The organism is Burkholderia sp. ABCPW 14 (genome assembly GCF_001523835.1).
In the GTDB taxonomy this organism is placed as follows: Bacteria; Pseudomonadota; Gammaproteobacteria; order Burkholderiales; family Burkholderiaceae; genus Burkholderia; species Burkholderia mayonis.
The window spans coordinates 46684-61784 of record NZ_LOVS01000098.1 but is presented as its reverse complement, the minus strand read 5'-3'; the positions used below and the strand labels follow the sequence as shown (position 1 = coordinate 61784).

Sequence of the window (15101 nt, the reverse complement as noted above, 5' to 3'; positions counted from 1 at the left end):
CGCGAGCGCACCGACCGAACCGTTTTTTGTATCGTTGAAGGACATGCCATGTGCGGCATCGTAGGCGTTATCTCCCAGTCCCCGGTCAACCAGCTCGTCTATGACAGCTTGCTGCTGCTGCAGCATCGCGGTCAGGATGCAGCGGGCATCGCGACGGCGGACGGCAGCAATTTCCACATGTACAAGGCCAACGGCATGGTGCGCGACGTGTTCCGCACGCGCAACATGCGCAGCCTGCCCGGCACGTCCGGGATCGGCCAGGTCCGCTACCCGACGGCGGGCTCCGCGTCGAGCGAAGCCGAAGCGCAACCGTTCTACGTGAACGCGCCGTTCGGCATCATCCTCGCGCACAACGGCAACCTGACGAACTGGCAGCAGTTGAAAGACGAGATGTTCCGGATCGACCGCCGCCACATCAACACGAACTCCGACAGCGAAGTGCTGCTGAACGTGCTCGCGCACGAGCTGCAGTTGTCGACGACGGGCCTCGAGCTCGATCCGGATTCGCTGTTCAAGGCGGTCGCGGGCGTGCACCGCCGCGCGCACGGCTCGTACGCGATCGTGTCGCTGATCGCGGGTCACGGCCTCCTCGCGTTCCGCGATCCGTTCGGCATCCGCCCGCTTTGCCTCGGCAAGCTCGAAACCGATCACGGCACCGAATGGATGGTCGCGTCGGAGTCGGTCGCGGTCGAAGGCATCGGCTTCGAGTTCGTCCGCGACGTGCAGCCGGGCGAGGCGATCTTCATCGACGTCGACGGCAAGTTCCACAGCCGCCAGTGCGCGGACAAGCCAAGCCTGAATCCGTGCATGTTCGAGTACGTGTACCTCGCGCGTCCGGATTCGTGCCTCGACGGCGTGCCCGTCTACAACGTCCGTCTGCGGATGGGCGATTACCTCGCCGAGAAGATCAAGCGCGAGCTGCCGAACGTGCCGATCGACGTCGTGATGCCGATTCCCGATTCGTCGCGTCCGGCGGCGATGCAGGTCGCGGCGAAGCTCGGCGTCAAGTATCGCGAAGGCTTCTTCAAGAACCGCTACGTCGGCCGCACGTTCATCATGCCGGGCCAGGCTGTGCGCAAGAAGTCGGTGCGCCAGAAGCTCAACGCGATGAGCATCGAGTTCAAGGACAAGCACGTGCTGATCGTCGACGATTCGATCGTGCGCGGCACCACGTCGCACGAAATCGTGCAGATGGCGCGCGACGCGGGCGCGAAGTCGGTGATCTTCGCGTCGGCGGCGCCGCCCGTGAAGTTCCCGAACGTCTACGGGATCGACATGCCGACGCGCGGCGAGCTCGTCGCGCACGGCCGCACCGACGAGGAAGTCGCGAAGATCATCGGCGCCGATTACCTGATCTATCAGGACGTCGACGATCTGCGCCGCGCGGTGCGCGACATCAACCCGGCGCTCGAGTGCTTCGAGGCGTCGTGCTTCGATGGCGACTACATCACGGGCGACGTCACGCCCGAGTATCTCGATGCGATCGAGCGTGCGCGTCTCGCACCCGCGTCGCAGGCGGATCGCGATCCGAGCGGCGAAGGCGCCGCGCGCTCGCAGATGAACCTGCAACTATCGGTCGAATGAGCGCCGCGCGCACGTGACCGAAAAGGCGTGATACGATGGCGCCTTGCGTCGATTTGATTTCAGCTTGCGGACGCGGGGCAACCCGAAACAGCTAAAGCGAAGGCCGGCGAGCAGCGCCACGCCGGCCCGAGTCGATAGCTGTTCGTACCGCACACTAAGCCCGCTGATGCCGACGCATGAGCGGGCTTTTTGTTGGTCTGCGCATTCGCCGCGCGGCGCGCATGGCGGCGATGCGCTTGAAAACGGATGAACGGAACATGGACGACTCTCTCAACTTCGACACGCTCGCCGTCCGCTCGGGCACGCTGCGCAGCGAATTCAACGAGCATTCGGAAGCGATCTTCCTGACGTCGAGCTTCTGCTATGCGAGCGCGGCCGAGGCGGCCGAGCGCTTCAAGCATTCGGAAGACTATTACACGTACTCGCGCTTCACGAACCCGACCGTCACGATGTTTCAGGATCGCCTCGCGGCGCTCGAGGGCGGCGAGGCGTGCATCGCGACCGCGTCCGGGATGGCGGCGATCATGTCGGTCGTGATGGCCGCGCTGCAGGCGGGCGACCACCTCGTCAGCTCGCGCAGCCTGTTCGGCTCGACGCTTGGGATGTTCGGGCAGATCTTCGCGAAGTTCGGCATCACGACGACGTTCGTCGATCCGACCGATCTCGACGCATGGCGCGCCGCCGTGCGTCCCGAGACGAAGATGTTCTTCCTCGAGACGCCGTCGAATCCGATGACCGAGCTCGCCGACATCGAGGCGATCGGCAAGATCGCGAAGGAAGCGAACGCGCTCTTCGTCGTCGACAACTGTTTCTGCAGCCCGGTGCTGCAGCAGCCGCTCAAGCTCGGCGCGGACGTCGTGATGCACTCGGCGACCAAGTTCCTCGACGGCCAGGGCCGCGTGCTGGGCGGCGCGCTCGTCGGCTCGACGGCGTTCATCATGGAGAAGGTGTTCCCGTTCGTGCGCACCGCGGGGCCGACGCTTTCCGCGTTCAACGCATGGGTGCTGCTGAAGGGGATGGAGACGCTGCCGCTGCGCGTGAACCGGCAGTCGGAGAACGCGCTCGAGATCGCCCGCTGGCTCGAAGCGCATCCGGCCGTCAAGCGCGTGTTCTATCCGGGGCTCGAATCGCATCCGCAATACGCGCTCGCCAAGCGTCAGCAGAAGTCGGGCGGCTCGGTCGTGTCGTTCGAGTTGAAGGGCGACACGCCGGAGCAGCAGCGCGCGAACGCATGGCGCGTGATCGACGGCACGAAGATCGTGTCGATCACCGCGAACCTCGGCGACACGCGCACGACGATCACGCATCCGGCGACGACGACGCACAGCCGGATCACGCCGGAAGCGCGCGAGACGGCGGGAATCACTGAAGGGCTGATCCGGCTCGCGGTCGGGCTCGAGGATCCGGCGGACATCCGCGGCGATCTCGCGCGCGGCCTCGCCGGCTGACGCGGCCGGTTTCGATGCGGCTCGGCTCGGCGCATCGCGCTTGATGCGCATCGTGCCGCGCCGAGCGGCACCGCGCCGAGCGGAGCCGCCCCGAGCCACCCCGAGCCGCCCCGAGCCACCCCGAGCCACCCCGAGCCACCCCGAGCCGCCCCGAGCCGCCCCGAGCCACCCCGAGCCGCCCCGAGCCGCGACAGGCCGGCTTCCGCGCATTCGCATGGTTGCTGCTAAGCTGGCCGCTCGAATGCACCGACAAGGAGCGTCCCCATGTTCCAGGCAGGCACCGGCATCAACTTCGAAGCGGCGTTGCGCGACGTGACCGAATACTGGTCGCCGCGCGTCGTCGGGCGCGTGAACGACCAGTACGTGAAGGTCGCGAAGCTGAAGGGCGAATTCACGTGGCACAAGCATGCCGACGAGGACGAAATGTTCTACGTCGTCTACGGCAGCTTGCGGATCCAGTTCGAGGATCGCGACGTCGTGCTGAACGCCGGCGATTTCTGCATCGTGCCGAAGAACACGATGCACAACCCGGTCGCCGAAGACGAGTGCGGGATCGCGCTGATCGAGACCGTCACGACGCTGCACACGGGCGACACGCCGTCGCCGCTCGCGAAGAGCATCGACGCTCAGCTCGCCGGCTGACCTTCACGCGCGACGAACGCCGCGCGCATGTCGTCATACATCCAGCGCAGCGTCTCGTCGAGCGGCGTCACGCGCACGTCGCCGATCACGCCGCGCAGCTTCTGCCGCGAGCCGACCAGCTTCTTCACTTCGTTCGCGCGCACGAAGCGCGGATCGATGCTGACGTCGATCACATAGCCCGCGATTCGCGCGAGCATCGCCAGCACTTCCTTCAACGCATGGCCGCGCTGCGCGCACACGTTGAACGTCTCGCCTGCCGGCGCGGCGTTGACGAGCCGCACGTAGGCGTCGACGACGTCGCGCACGTCGGAGAAATCGCGGCTCACGTCGAGATTGCCGAGCGAGATCCGCGGTTCGCCGCGCGCGTAGTGCGCGACGAGCTTCGGCAACAGGTACGCTTCGCTCTGGCCGACGCCCGTGTAGTTGAACGGCCGCGCGATCACGATCGGCAAGCGGTCGAGCCAGAGCTTCGCCATGTATTCCATCGCGAGCTTGCTGACCGCGTAGTCGTTCGCCGGCTGCGGCGGTGTCGTTTCGTCGAGCACTTCGGTCGGCGCGTTGCCGTAGACGTTCGCGCTGCTCGCGAGCAGCACCGCGTCCGGGCGCGCGTCGAGGCCCGCGAGCGACGCGAGCAGGTTACGTGTGCCGACCACGTTGACGAGGTACGTGTCCTGCGGATTGCCGTGTGCGACGTGCGCGCGCGCCGCGAGGTGCACGACCGCGTGCGGCCGCGCGTCGGCGACCGCCGCGTGCAGCGAGTCGACGTCGAGCAGATCCGCCTTCACGCATTGCCAGCGCCGCAGCAGCGGATCGCCGGACACGTCGGTGCCGGGCGCGACCGTGCCCCACACGTCGTAGCCCGCCGCTTCGAGACGCTCGGCGAGGTGGCGTCCGGTGAAGCCCGCGATGCCGGTGACGAGCGCGCGCCGCGCGCCGGATTCAGAAGGTCTCATAGTGGCGGTTTCGCGTGATGTCGGCTTCGACCATCATACGGCACAGCGCCTCGAGCGTCGTTTTCGGTGTCCAGCCGAGCTTTTCCTTCGCCTTGTCCGCGCAGCCGATCAGCAGATCGACTTCGGCGGGGCGGTAGAACTTCGGATTCACCGACACGAGCACGTTGCCCGTCGCCGTGTCGATGCCGCGCTCGTCTTCGGCCTTGCCGCTCCATTCGAGCTGGTAGCCGGCCGCCGCGAACGCCATCCGCACGAAATCGCGGACCGTCTCGGTGCGGTTCGTCGCGAGCACGTAGGTGTCGGGCTCGTCCGCCTGCAGCATTCGCCACATCCCTTCGACATACTCGAGCGCGAAACCCCAGTCGCGCTTCGCATCCATGTTGCCGAGCTCGAGCCGGTTCGCCCGGCCGAGCTTGATCTTCGCGACGGTGTCGGTGATCTTGCGCGTGACGAACTCGCGGCCGCGCAGCGGCGATTCGTGATTGAACAGGATTCCGCTCGAACCGAAAATGCCATAAGACTCGCGGTAATTGACCGTCGTCCAGTGCGCGAACAGCTTCGCGACGCCGTACGGACTGCGCGGATAGAACGGCGTGCTCTCGATCTGCGGGATCGCCTGCACCTTGCCGAACATCTCCGACGTCGACGCCTGGTAGTAGCGCGCTTTCGGATTCACGATGCGGATCGCTTCGAGCAGGTTCAGCGCGCCGAGGCCCGTGACGCCGGCCGTCGTCGTCGGCTGATCGAACGATACGCCGACGAAGCTCTGCGCGGCGAGGTTGTACAGCTCGTCCGGCTGCGCGCGTTCGATGAGGCGCAGGCTCGAGCCGAGGTCGGTCAGGTCGTGCTCGACGAGCGTCAGGTTCGGATGCCGGTCGACGCCCAGTTCGGCGATGCGCCAGAAGTTCACCGAGCTCGTGCGGCGATACGTGCCGACGACCTCGTAGCCCTTGTCGAGCAACAGCTTCGTCAGATAAGCGCCGTCCTGGCCCGTTATTCCGGTGATGATCGCCTTGCGTGCTTGGGTCATTGCGGTTTCCTAATCGAACGATGGGTGAATCGGATCATGCGGATGCGCGCGCGGCGCCCGCGAGCGCTTGCCGGGGCGCGCCGCGCGTCAGGCGCCGCTCGAAGCCGTACCAGCTCGCGGTCGCATACGCGAGCGTGATGCCGAACGCGAGCGCCGCCGTCGGATAGCGGTTCAGGTGCAGCGGCCAGAGCGCATACAGCACGCTCAGGTGGACGAGATAGATCGTGTAGCTGACGGTGCCGATATAGACGAGCGCGGGATTCGTCAGCACGCGCTGCACGAGGCCGCGGCCGCGCAGCGCGATCACGACGATCGACGTGCAGAGCACGAGCGAGATGCTGTAGAGCGTCGCGTTGGAGAGCGGCGTGTTCGCCGCGCGGAAGCGCGGATATGACAGGTGCAGCCACGCGAGCGCCGCGAGCGCCGCGCATGCGAGCGCGATCGCCGCGCCGTAGTACGGCTCGAGCGCGCGCCGGTCGCGGCGCAGCGCGACGGCAAGCAGCGCGCCCGCGGCGAGCAGGTCCATCCGGAACGGCGTCAGGTAGTAGATCGGCCAGAACGAATCGAACCAGGGCGTCGCGACCGCGCGCAGCAGCGGCGCCGCGACGATCAGCGCGGCCGCGACCCACGCGAGCGCGCGCTCGGAAATGAGCAGCACGACGAACGGCCAGAAGATGTAGAACTGCTCCTCGACGGCGAGCGACCACAGCACGTTCAGGCTGTCGTGCCCGATGCCGCCGAGCGACAGCCCGATGTTCGTCGAGAAGAACGCGTACCACGGCCAGTGTCTTGCCCATTCGACGCCGAACAGGATCGACGAGACGGCGAGCAGCAGCAGATACGGCGGCAGGATGCGGCGCACCCGGCGCGCGTAGAAGTAGCCGAAGTACGACTGACCGCGCGACTTGCGTTCGAGCAGGATGCCGGTGATGAGCAGGCCGCTCAGGACGAAGAAGAGATCGACGCCGATCCACAGCGGAGCTTTCAGCGCATGCTGGAAAAACACCGCGAGCACGGCGAACGCGCGCAGGCCGTCGAGCTGGACGATGCGGCCGGCATGGGCGGGCGGGGCAACGAGCGTATCGCGAGTCATCGTGCATAGGCGCGGACGATGACGGTTCGGGGCCGGCCGCGCGCTGCGCTTTCGTCGTTCCGATCGTCGTGCATCCGCTGAAATAAATGAAAGATCGAGTTGAAATCGATTCTAGGGAAAAGAAATCGGCAAAAAAACGTTGTGCTGCGTTCGACTTTTTCTGATGCGGCGCGGCAGCCGCGTCCGCCGGGCAAGCGGCGGGTGCGATGCGAAATTCGACCCCGATTGTCTGGATCGCGCGCGCGATGCCGCGCGGCATTTTCTACACGCGTCCGCAGGCGCCGCCGGTCGTTCTTGCCGGCGGAACGCGGCCGAAACGATCGTTCGATACGCGATCGCGCATCGAAATATCCGCAAATATTTCCAAATTTCTTGTGAATATTTTTGCTTGTAACCTGCTTCGCATCGTTTGAAACCTATTTTGCGATGCGTGCATGTGTCGCAAACGCACGAGCGTTTCGTGCGTCCGGCTCGCATTTCGGCCAGGCGCGCGGGCGTCTCGTCACGGTCGAAGGGAGAGGCGTTTTGCGACGTTTGATGCGGATGGGAGTGGCGGTGTGCGCGGCGGCGATGCTGACGGGCGCCGCGAGAGCAGAGAACGTGCTGCCCGCGACGACGTCGTGGATCGGCAACACCTATGGCTACGGCGACGGCACGTGGACCCAGATCGACATTCGCGCGATCGCGGTCGCGCCCGACGGCAAGGTGTATACGAATGCGCCGTGGGACGAGAGCGGCGCGGAAGCGAGCGTCTATCAGGACGGCAAGATGCTCGGCTTCGCGGGCGGCACGCACGGCTGGGGCAACGCGGGCGGCAGCGCGATCGCGGTCAACAGCCGCTATGCGTACGTCGCGATCGCGGTCGGCAACGAAAAGGGCCGGCTCGTCGGACCGGGCGTCTGGCCGGACAAGGGCCGGCAGTGGTACGGGATCTCGCGCCGCGACATCGGCGACGTGAAGCAGGCCGCGCCGTTTCGCAGCGCGAAGGCGTCGGACGCGCGCGCGAAGCTCGCGGCGAGCTTCCTGATGGTCAACGAAGTGCCGACCGATACGCGCGCGGAAGTCGCGGGCCTCGCGGCGAACGACAGCGTGCTGTACGCGACCGATCCGCTGCACGACACCGTCAACGTGTACGACGCGCAGACGATGCAGAAGAAGGGCGCGTGGAGCGCGCACGAGCCGGGCCGGATCGCGTTCGCGGGCGACGGCACGCTGTGGCTGTTGACCGACACGGTGAACGGCCCGGCGAAGCTCGCGCACGTGCGATCCGACGGCCGCAGGATCGACGACGCGCCCGAGCTGCCGTCGGGCACCGAGGCCGTCGACGTCGCGACCGACGCGAAAGGCCGCGTGCTGATCGCCGACAACGGTCCGCGCCAGCAGGTCCTGATCTTCTCGAAATCCGGCGAAGGCGGCTATACGATGTCCGGCACGCTCGGCGAGCGCGGCGGCATCTTCTCGGGCTACGCGGGGCGGCCGGGGCCGCAGCGCTTCAACGGGCTGACGGGCGTCGGCGTCGATCGCGCGGGCAACGTCTACGTCGCGACGAACGGCATCGGGCCGCGCCACGGCACGATCGGCGCGGGGCTCGGCAGCACGCTCGAGAGCTACGCGCCGGACGGACGGCTGCGCTGGCAGGTGCAGGGGCTCTTGTTCGTCGACGGCGCGTGGATCGATCCGGGCCGGCCGAACAGCGTCTACACCGGCAACAAGCGCTTCGAGCTCGATCTGTCGAAGCCCGTCGGCAAGGAATGGAAATATGCCGGATTCCTGTCGAATCGTTTCAGGTATCCGGACGATCCGGTGTTCAACACCGATCAATGGCCGGGAATGCCGTTCGCGCGCAAGGTCGCGGGCCGCACGTTCCTCTATCTGACCGACATGTACGCGGACCATCTGAAGATCTATCGCTTCGATCCGAAGCGCGACGGCGAAACCGCGATTCCGTCGGGGCTGCTCGCGGGCCGCGCGCGGCCCGTCGACAAGGTGCCGAACCGGCCGTCGGGCGGCGACTGGATCTGGCGCGACGCGAACGGCAACGGCCGCATCGACGAAGGCGAGTTCGAGCTGAACACGACTGGCAAGGGCATGGCGGGCGGCTGGGGCTGGTGGGTCGACACGAACGGCGACATCTGGCGCACGAGCGACACGCGCGGCATCCGGCGCTTCCGCTTCGGCGGCCTCGACAAGGCCGGCAACCCGATCTACGCGTACGACAAGCTGACGACGTATCCGACGCCCGCGCCGTTCACCGAGCTGCGGCGCTCGCTGTACGACGCGTCGGCCGACACGCTGTACGTGACGGGCTACACGGCCGATGCGCCGCGCGTGGGCGGCCTTTCGAAGGAAGTGGGGCGCGTGCTCGTGCGCTTCGACAAGTGGTCGAGCAGCTCGCCCGTCGTGCGCTACCAGGTTTCGCTGCCGTGGCAGCTCGATGCGAAGCCGATCTTCACGCTGATCGGCCTGACGGTCGAAGGCCGCTATCTGTTCGGCGTCGAGCCGGTCGGCACCGTGCACGTGTACGACAAGGAGAACGGCCGCGAGCTCGGCGTGATCAAGCCGGGGCCGGAAGTCGGGCGCGCGTCCGGCTGGGTCGATGTCCCGTTCGGAATCAGCGCGTACAGGCGCGACAGCGGCGAGTACCTGATCTTCGTCGAAGAGGACGCGCGCGGCAAAGTGATGATGTATCGATGGAGGCCGCAATGAACGGCGCATGGACGAGGGCGGGCGTGACCGGAGCGGGGCGGCGCGACCATGGATAAAGGCATTCTGAAGAACGTCGCGATCAATTTCTTCGGCCTGATCCTGCCGACGTTCGTATCGCTCGTGACGGTGCCCGCGTACATCAAGGCGCTCGGCGTCGAACGCTACGGCGTCGTGAGCCTCGTGTGGACGTTGATCGGCTATTTCGGAATCCTCGATCTCGGGATGAGCATGGCCGCGCAGAACCACATCTCGAAGGCGCTCGCGGGCGGCGACGCGAAAGAGAGCGCGCGCGTGTTCTGGAGCGCGTTCTGGCTGAACCTCGCGACCGGGATCGCGGGCGGCCTCCTGATCTACTTCGGCGCGTTCATGTACACCGCGTACTTCACGAAGGTGTCGGCCGAGCTGCAGCACGAGGTGTATCTCGCGCTGCCGTGGCTCGCGCTCGCGATTCCGCTCGCGAACGTGTCGTGGGTGTTCGCCGGCGCAATCAACGGCGCCGAGCGTTTTGGCGTGTTCAACACGAACCAGACGATCGGCACGTTCCTGTTCCAGCTCATGCCGCTGTTCGCCGCGTGGCTCGTCGCGCCGACGCTGCAGGTCGTGCTCGCCGCCGCGGTCGGCGCGCGCTTCATCGCCGCGGTGATGCTCGGCTCGGCGAGCATGAAGGTGCTCGGCATCCGCAAGATCGAGCCGCCGAAGCTCGGCACCGCGAAGGGGCTCTTCAACTTCGGCGGCTGGATGCTGATCGCGAGCACGACGAGCATGATCGCCGACACGCTCGATCGCGTGATGCTGGGCGCGGGGCTCGGCGCGAAGTACGTCACGTATTACACGGTGCCGCAGAACCTCGTCACGCGCCTGAACATGCTGCCGAACGCGCTCGTGCGCACGCTGTTTCCGCGGCTGTCGGCGCTCGGCCGCGACCACGCGGACACGCTCGTCAAGCAGTCGCTCGAATTCCTGAACGGCGTGTTCACGCCGGTCGCGATCGTCGCGGTCTTCGCGCTCGGGCCGTTCCTCACGCTGTGGATCGGCAGGGATCTCGCCGAGCTGTCGGCGCCCGTCGGCCGCGTGCTCGTGATCAGCGTGTGGCTCGTCGGACAGGCGAGCGTCACGCGCATCCTGATCCAGTCGCAGGTCAACCCGGCGCGCGCCGCCGCCGCGGGCCTCGTGCAGATGCCGTTCTTCGTCGGCGCGCTGTGGGTCGGCATCCACCATTTCGGGCTGATCGGCGCGGCCGTCGTCGTCGCCGCGCGCGCGCTCGTCGATTACGGCGTGCTGCTGTATCTGTCCGCGATCCGGATGCGCGCGATCGCGCTCGACATGTTCGCGCACCTCGCATTCCTGCTTGCAAGCCTTTACTTCGCGCATGCGCTGCCCGGCGGCCTCGCCGCCGCGGTCGCCGGATGCGCGGTCGCGGTCGCGTTGAACGTCGGCTGGTCGATCACGATGACGCCCGGCATGCGCGCGCTCGCGCGCAGCGTGCTCGTGCGCCTGAACCCGAGGAAGAGCGTATGAATCGCGATCTTGCAGAACACCCGTTGCAGCGCGCCGCGACGTTTCAGGACGTCGAGCGCGCCGCGCGCGACGCGCGCGTCGCCGATGCGCCGCCGCCCCCGCTGCGTGCGCGCGACGCGGCGCGGCCGCTGCGCGTCGCGATCGTCCACGACTGGCTCGTCACCTATGCGGGCGCCGAGCGCGTGCTCGAGCAGATCGTCGCGTGCTTTCCGGACGCGGATCTGTTCAGCCTCGTCGATTTCCTCGACGATCGCACGTTCCTGCGCGGCAAGCCGGTCACGACGTCGTTCATCCAGACGCTGCCGTACGCGCGCACGAAATACCGCAGCTATCTGCCGCTGATGCCGCTCGCGATCGAGCAACTCGACGTGTCCGCGTACGATCTCGTCATTTCGAGCAGCCACGCGGTCGCGAAGGGCATTCTCACCGGGCCGGACCAGGTGCACGTCAGCTATGTGCATTCGCCGATCCGCTACGCGTGGGATCTCCAGCATCAGTACCTCGAGCAATCGCAGCTGACGCGCGGCGTCAAATCGGCGCTCGCGCGGCTGATCCTGCATTACATCCGCAATTGGGACGTGCGCACGTCGAACTCGGTCGACCGCTTCGTCGCGAACTCGGCGTTCATCGCGCGGCGGATTCGCAAGGTTTATCAGCGCGACGCGGCGGTCGTGTTTCCGCCCGTCGACGTCGACGCGTTCACGCTGTCGGCGCACAAGGAAGACTTCTACCTGAGCGCGTCGCGGATGGTGCCGTACAAGAAGATCGACCTGATCGTCGAGGCGTTCGCGCAGATGCCCGAGCGGCGGCTCGTCGTGATCGGCGACGGCCCGGACATGCGCAAGATCCGCGCGAAGGCCGCGCCGAACGTCGAAATCATGGGCTATCAGCCGTTCTCGGTGCTGCAGGACCGGATGCGCCGCGCGAAGGCGTTCGTGTTCGCGGCGGAGGAGGATTTCGGGATCTCGGTCGTCGAGGCGCAGGCGTGCGGCACGCCCGTCATCGCGTTCGGCAAGGGCGGCGCGCTCGAGACGGTGCGCGACGCGGCGTCGCACGAGCGGCCGACCGGCGTGTTCTTCGACGAGCAGAGCGTGCGCGCGATCGTCGACGCGGTCGACGATTTCGAGCGTGCGCCGGGCCGTTTCACGCCGGAGGACTGTCGCGCGAACGCCGAGCGGTTTTCCGCCGCGCATTTCCGGCGGCGCTTCGTCGCGCAGATCGACGCGCTCCTGCCGAACGCGCAGGCGCGCGCGAAGCGCGCGGACGCGACGCGGCCGAGCGGCCGCGCGGCGCTCGCGGCGAGCGGCCTGAAGGCGCTCGTGCTCGACCAGAGCGGCGTGCTGGGCGGCGCCGAGCTGTCGCTGCTCGAGATCATGAAGCATCTGCGCGATTCGGCCGACGTCGTGCTGTTCGACGACGGCCCGTTTCGCGCGGCGCTCGACGAAGCGGGCGTGCATGTCGACGTCGTCGGGCAGCGCGCGCTAGCGGGCGTGCACAAGCAGGGCGGCGTGTCGTTGCGCGCGGCGGGCAGCCTGCTCGCGCTCGTGCGCGAGGTGGCGCGCCGCGCGCGCGAGTTCGACGTGATCTACGCGAACACGCAGCGCGCGATGGTGGTCGGCGCGCTTGCCGGGCGGCTCGCGCGCAAGCCGGTCGTCTGGCATTTGCGCGACATCGTCAGCGACGCGCATTTCGGCCCGAAGCAGCGGCTCGCGATCAAGCATTGCGCGCGGCTCGGCGTGACGCGCGTGATCGCGAACTCGGACGCGTCCGCGCAGGCGTTCCTCGCGCTGACGGACTTCGACCGCCGCGCGGTGCAGGTCGTCTTCAACGGGATCTCGGCCGAGCCGTTCGTCGCGCTGGAACCGGTCCGCCAGGCCGCGCTGCGCGTGCGCTTCGGCTTGCCGGCCGACGCGTGGATCGTCGGCTCGTTCAGCCGGCTCGCGCACTGGAAGGGGCAGCACGTGCTGCTCGATGCGGCGCGGCTCTATCCGGACATGCACGTCGCGCTCGTCGGCGCGCCGCTCTTCGGCGAGGACGAATACGCGGCCGAGCTGCGCGGCTACGTCGCGCTGCACGGGCTCGGCGAGCGCGTGCATTTCCTCGGCTTCCAGCGCGACGTCGCCGCGTGCATGAAGGCGGTCGACGTCGTCGCGCACACGTCGATCACGCCGGAGCCGTTCGGCCGCGTGATCGTCGAAGGGATGCTCGCGAAGCGGCCGGTCGTCGCGGCGCGCGCGGGCGGCGTCGTCGAGATCATCGACGAAGACGTGAACGGCCTCCTCTGCGAACCCGGCGACGCCCACGCGCTCGCCGATGCGCTCGCCGCGCTGCGGACCGACGCGGTCCTGTGCGAGCGGCTCGTCGCGAACGGCTACAACACCGCGGTGAGCCGCTTCGGCACGCAGACTTACGTCGAGCAGGTCGAGCGGATTCTCGTCGGGACCGCGCGGCGGCGGTGAAACCGGTTTGGCGGCGAGCGGGCGGCGCGGCGGCCTCGGCGATCACATTGCCGACACCGGGCACCTGAGCGCGCGGTCGCGCTCATCGTCGGCGGACGCCGGGATTCCTTCGCAATCCGCCATATTGCTGAGCAGCCGCTCGGATTGTTGCGTGTCCGTTCAATGCCATGCTGCTGGGCGGCGTGCCTGACATGCCGCGCGACCGTTCGCGCGCGGCGGCGTTCGGATCACTGTTTTCACAGACCGGCTTTCGACCGACGTATCGAGGGCGATGCGATGAAGACATTCGCCGCAGCGTCGCCGTGCATGAGCCCGATTTTCCGGGCCGCTCAACGCATGTTGACGGCAAGCGCTTTCATACCGCCGACACTGGCACGCGTTGGCCGCTTCGATCCTCGCGCGGCAGCCCCGCGCCGCCGCTACGGGGCGCCGCAAGCCGCCCATCTCGTCCGTCAGACGGGCATCTGCTGCTGCGCGGCCGCCCCGACGGCCCGCTTCGGCTTGAGGCTCGCCGACCAGCGCATCGCCGGCAGCTCGAACATCCGGTAGAACAGATACGCGACGGGCACGACGGCCGCGATGAACGCGAACGACGGCCAGATCGACAACTGCAGCCCGGAGCGGTACAGCACCGACGCGACGCACACGAAGAACGGAAGATGGATCAGGTACAGCGAATAGCTGAAATCGCCGAACCACGACAGCACCCGCATTGGCGCGGAAGCCGACACGGGCCGCGCGAGCGCCGCGTACAGATAGCACGCGAAGCTCGCCGCCCATAGCTGGAACGCGCCGTATTGCCCGAAGTGGAACGCGACGCAGCCGAGCGCGACGCCGATCGCCGCGGCCGCGTACCAGAGCCGCGACGGGGCCGGCGCGACGTGCGCGTCGCGCTGTGCGCGGACATCGGCGATCCACGCGCCGACCGTCCACGACAACCAGTACGACGTGAAGAACTGCAGATCGTGCCGCTCGAGCAGCCAGGCCGACGCGACGTTGGCGAGCGCGATCGCGACGACGACGGGCAGCATCCCGAAGCGGCGGCGCGCCGCGAAGAGGAGCGGATAGATCGCATAGAACTGCACTTCGAGCGACAGGGTCCACAGCGCGCCGTTCGACCCGTACGTGTAGCCCGCGACGCCCTGCAGCGACAGCAGGTTGACGACGAACGACGTGAGCCCGATGTCGCGGATCTTGTGGCTGACGGGCTCGAGCTGCAGGCTGATCGAGTCGAACACGAGCGTCGCGACGAGCGCGGCGAGCAGCACCGGGTAGATGCGGGCGAAGCGGCGCGCCCAGAAGTTCGGCGCGTTGAGCCGGTACGAAGGATCGGCGGCGAGCTTGAGCGCCGCGTTGCGGTGGATGCAATAGCCGCTGATCACGAAGAAGATGGGCACGCCGGCCGAGCCCCATGCGAACGGAAACGTCAGATAGCCGACGATCACGCTCGGATCGAGCGAATGGCCATAGGCCCGATGGAAGCTCTGCATCCCGACCCACACGACCTGCCGGCAGTGAAAGTACGCGACCAGTAGCGCGGCGAAGCCGCGCAGCGCGTCGATCAGGTGTTCCTTGTGGTCGGTGGCGGGCGCCCGCGCGCCCAACGTCACGCTCGAAGCATTCATGCGATCCGGTTCCTTGCAATGAGAAAGGCGCAAAAGGCACCAT

The 15101-nt window shown here is 67.4% G+C and carries 11 protein-coding genes; 7 read left to right on the top strand and 4 right to left on the bottom strand.

The window, feature by feature from the left end; all coding sequences use genetic code 11:
- The first annotated feature begins 48 nt into the window (after positions 1 to 48).
- The 3 genes from purF to WS62_RS14650 all read left to right on the top strand — a co-directional run bounded on the left by purF (position 49) and on the right by WS62_RS14650 (position 3674).
- Complete coding sequence (purF, locus tag WS62_RS14660; RefSeq protein WP_066492119.1) at positions 49 to 1584, top strand: amidophosphoribosyltransferase; 1536 nt, start codon at positions 49 to 51, stop codon at positions 1582 to 1584.
- A gap of 176 nt (positions 1585 to 1760) precedes the next feature.
- On the top strand, positions 1761 to 3032 hold the full coding sequence (locus WS62_RS14655) for an O-succinylhomoserine sulfhydrylase (protein ID WP_197422839.1): 1272 nt from the start codon (positions 1761 to 1763) through the stop codon (positions 3030 to 3032).
- A gap of 264 nt (positions 3033 to 3296) precedes the next feature.
- Positions 3297 to 3674 (top strand): cupin domain-containing protein, encoded by a 378-nt coding sequence (locus WS62_RS14650; protein WP_066571844.1) that lies wholly within the window; start codon positions 3297 to 3299, stop codon positions 3672 to 3674.
- Here the strand turns inward: WS62_RS14650 and WS62_RS14645 are convergent.
- From WS62_RS14645 to WS62_RS14635, 3 genes are read right to left on the bottom strand one after another with little or no spacing between them, the layout of a single operon-like run.
- Positions 3659 to 4627 carry an NAD-dependent epimerase/dehydratase family protein gene (locus tag WS62_RS14645; protein ID WP_066571842.1) on the bottom strand — a complete coding sequence of 323 codons (969 nt, stop codon included), beginning with the start codon at positions 4625 to 4627 and terminating at the stop codon, positions 3659 to 3661. The two genes, WS62_RS14650 and WS62_RS14645, sit on opposite strands and share 16 nt — an antisense overlap.
- The gene (gene gmd / locus WS62_RS14640; RefSeq protein WP_066571839.1) at positions 4614 to 5657 is read right to left on the bottom strand and encodes a GDP-mannose 4,6-dehydratase; all 1044 of its coding nucleotides are present in this window, start codon (positions 5655 to 5657) and stop codon (positions 4614 to 4616) included. Before gmd ends, WS62_RS14645 begins: the two co-directional genes overlap by 14 nt.
- 34 nt (positions 5658 to 5691) lie before the next feature.
- On the bottom strand, positions 5692 to 6750 hold the full coding sequence (locus WS62_RS14635) for an acyltransferase family protein (RefSeq protein ID WP_066571837.1): 1059 nt from the start codon (positions 6748 to 6750) through the stop codon (positions 5692 to 5694).
- 206 nt (positions 6751 to 6956) lie between these two features.
- On the opposite strand from WS62_RS14635, the gene WS62_RS36440 reads away from it, so the two are divergent.
- From WS62_RS36440 to WS62_RS14620, 4 genes are all read left to right on the top strand, one after another.
- Positions 6957 to 7163 carry a hypothetical protein gene (locus WS62_RS36440; protein WP_156440989.1) on the top strand — a complete coding sequence of 69 codons (207 nt, stop codon included), beginning with the start codon at positions 6957 to 6959 and terminating at the stop codon, positions 7161 to 7163.
- 136 nt (positions 7164 to 7299) lie between these two features.
- Complete coding sequence (locus tag WS62_RS14630; protein WP_066571835.1) at positions 7300 to 9456, top strand: hypothetical protein; 2157 nt, start codon at positions 7300 to 7302, stop codon at positions 9454 to 9456.
- 48 nt (positions 9457 to 9504) lie between these two features.
- On the top strand, positions 9505 to 10974 hold the full coding sequence (locus WS62_RS14625) for a flippase (RefSeq protein WP_066571834.1): 1470 nt from the start codon (positions 9505 to 9507) through the stop codon (positions 10972 to 10974).
- On the top strand, positions 10971 to 13433 hold the full coding sequence (locus WS62_RS14620) for a glycosyltransferase (RefSeq protein ID WP_066571832.1): 2463 nt from the start codon (positions 10971 to 10973) through the stop codon (positions 13431 to 13433). Before WS62_RS14625 ends, WS62_RS14620 begins: the two co-directional genes overlap by 4 nt.
- 452 nt (positions 13434 to 13885) lie before the next feature.
- Here WS62_RS14620 and WS62_RS14615 read toward each other — a convergent pair whose 3' ends face one another.
- The gene (locus WS62_RS14615) at positions 13886 to 15058 is read right to left on the bottom strand and encodes an acyltransferase family protein (RefSeq protein WP_066571829.1); all 1173 of its coding nucleotides are present in this window, start codon (positions 15056 to 15058) and stop codon (positions 13886 to 13888) included.
- Positions 15059 to 15101: the final 43 nt, after the last annotated feature.

What these genes read in the sequence shown, in the direction of transcription:
- purF (WP_066492119.1), top strand. Translation starts at nt 49, where the DNA reads ATGTGCGGCATCGTAGGCGTTATCTCCCAGTCCCCGGTCAACCAGCTC.
- WS62_RS14655 (WP_197422839.1), top strand. Translation starts at nt 1,761, where the DNA reads ATGAGCGGGCTTTTTGTTGGTCTGCGCATTCGCCGCGCGGCGCGCATG.
- WS62_RS14650 (WP_066571844.1), top strand. Translation starts at nt 3,297, where the DNA reads ATGTTCCAGGCAGGCACCGGCATCAACTTCGAAGCGGCGTTGCGCGAC.
- WS62_RS14645 (WP_066571842.1), bottom strand. Translation starts at nt 4,627, where the DNA reads ATGAGACCTTCTGAATCCGGCGCGCGGCGCGCGCTCGTCACCGGCATC.
- gmd (WP_066571839.1), bottom strand. Translation starts at nt 5,657, where the DNA reads ATGACCCAAGCACGCAAGGCGATCATCACCGGAATAACGGGCCAGGAC.
- WS62_RS14635 (WP_066571837.1), bottom strand. Translation starts at nt 6,750, where the DNA reads ATGACTCGCGATACGCTCGTTGCCCCGCCCGCCCATGCCGGCCGCATC.
- WS62_RS36440 (WP_156440989.1), top strand. Translation starts at nt 6,957, where the DNA reads ATGCGAAATTCGACCCCGATTGTCTGGATCGCGCGCGCGATGCCGCGC.
- WS62_RS14625 (WP_066571834.1), top strand. Translation starts at nt 9,505, where the DNA reads ATGGATAAAGGCATTCTGAAGAACGTCGCGATCAATTTCTTCGGCCTG.
- WS62_RS14620 (WP_066571832.1), top strand. Translation starts at nt 10,971, where the DNA reads ATGAATCGCGATCTTGCAGAACACCCGTTGCAGCGCGCCGCGACGTTT.
- WS62_RS14615 (WP_066571829.1), bottom strand. Translation starts at nt 15,058, where the DNA reads ATGAATGCTTCGAGCGTGACGTTGGGCGCGCGGGCGCCCGCCACCGAC.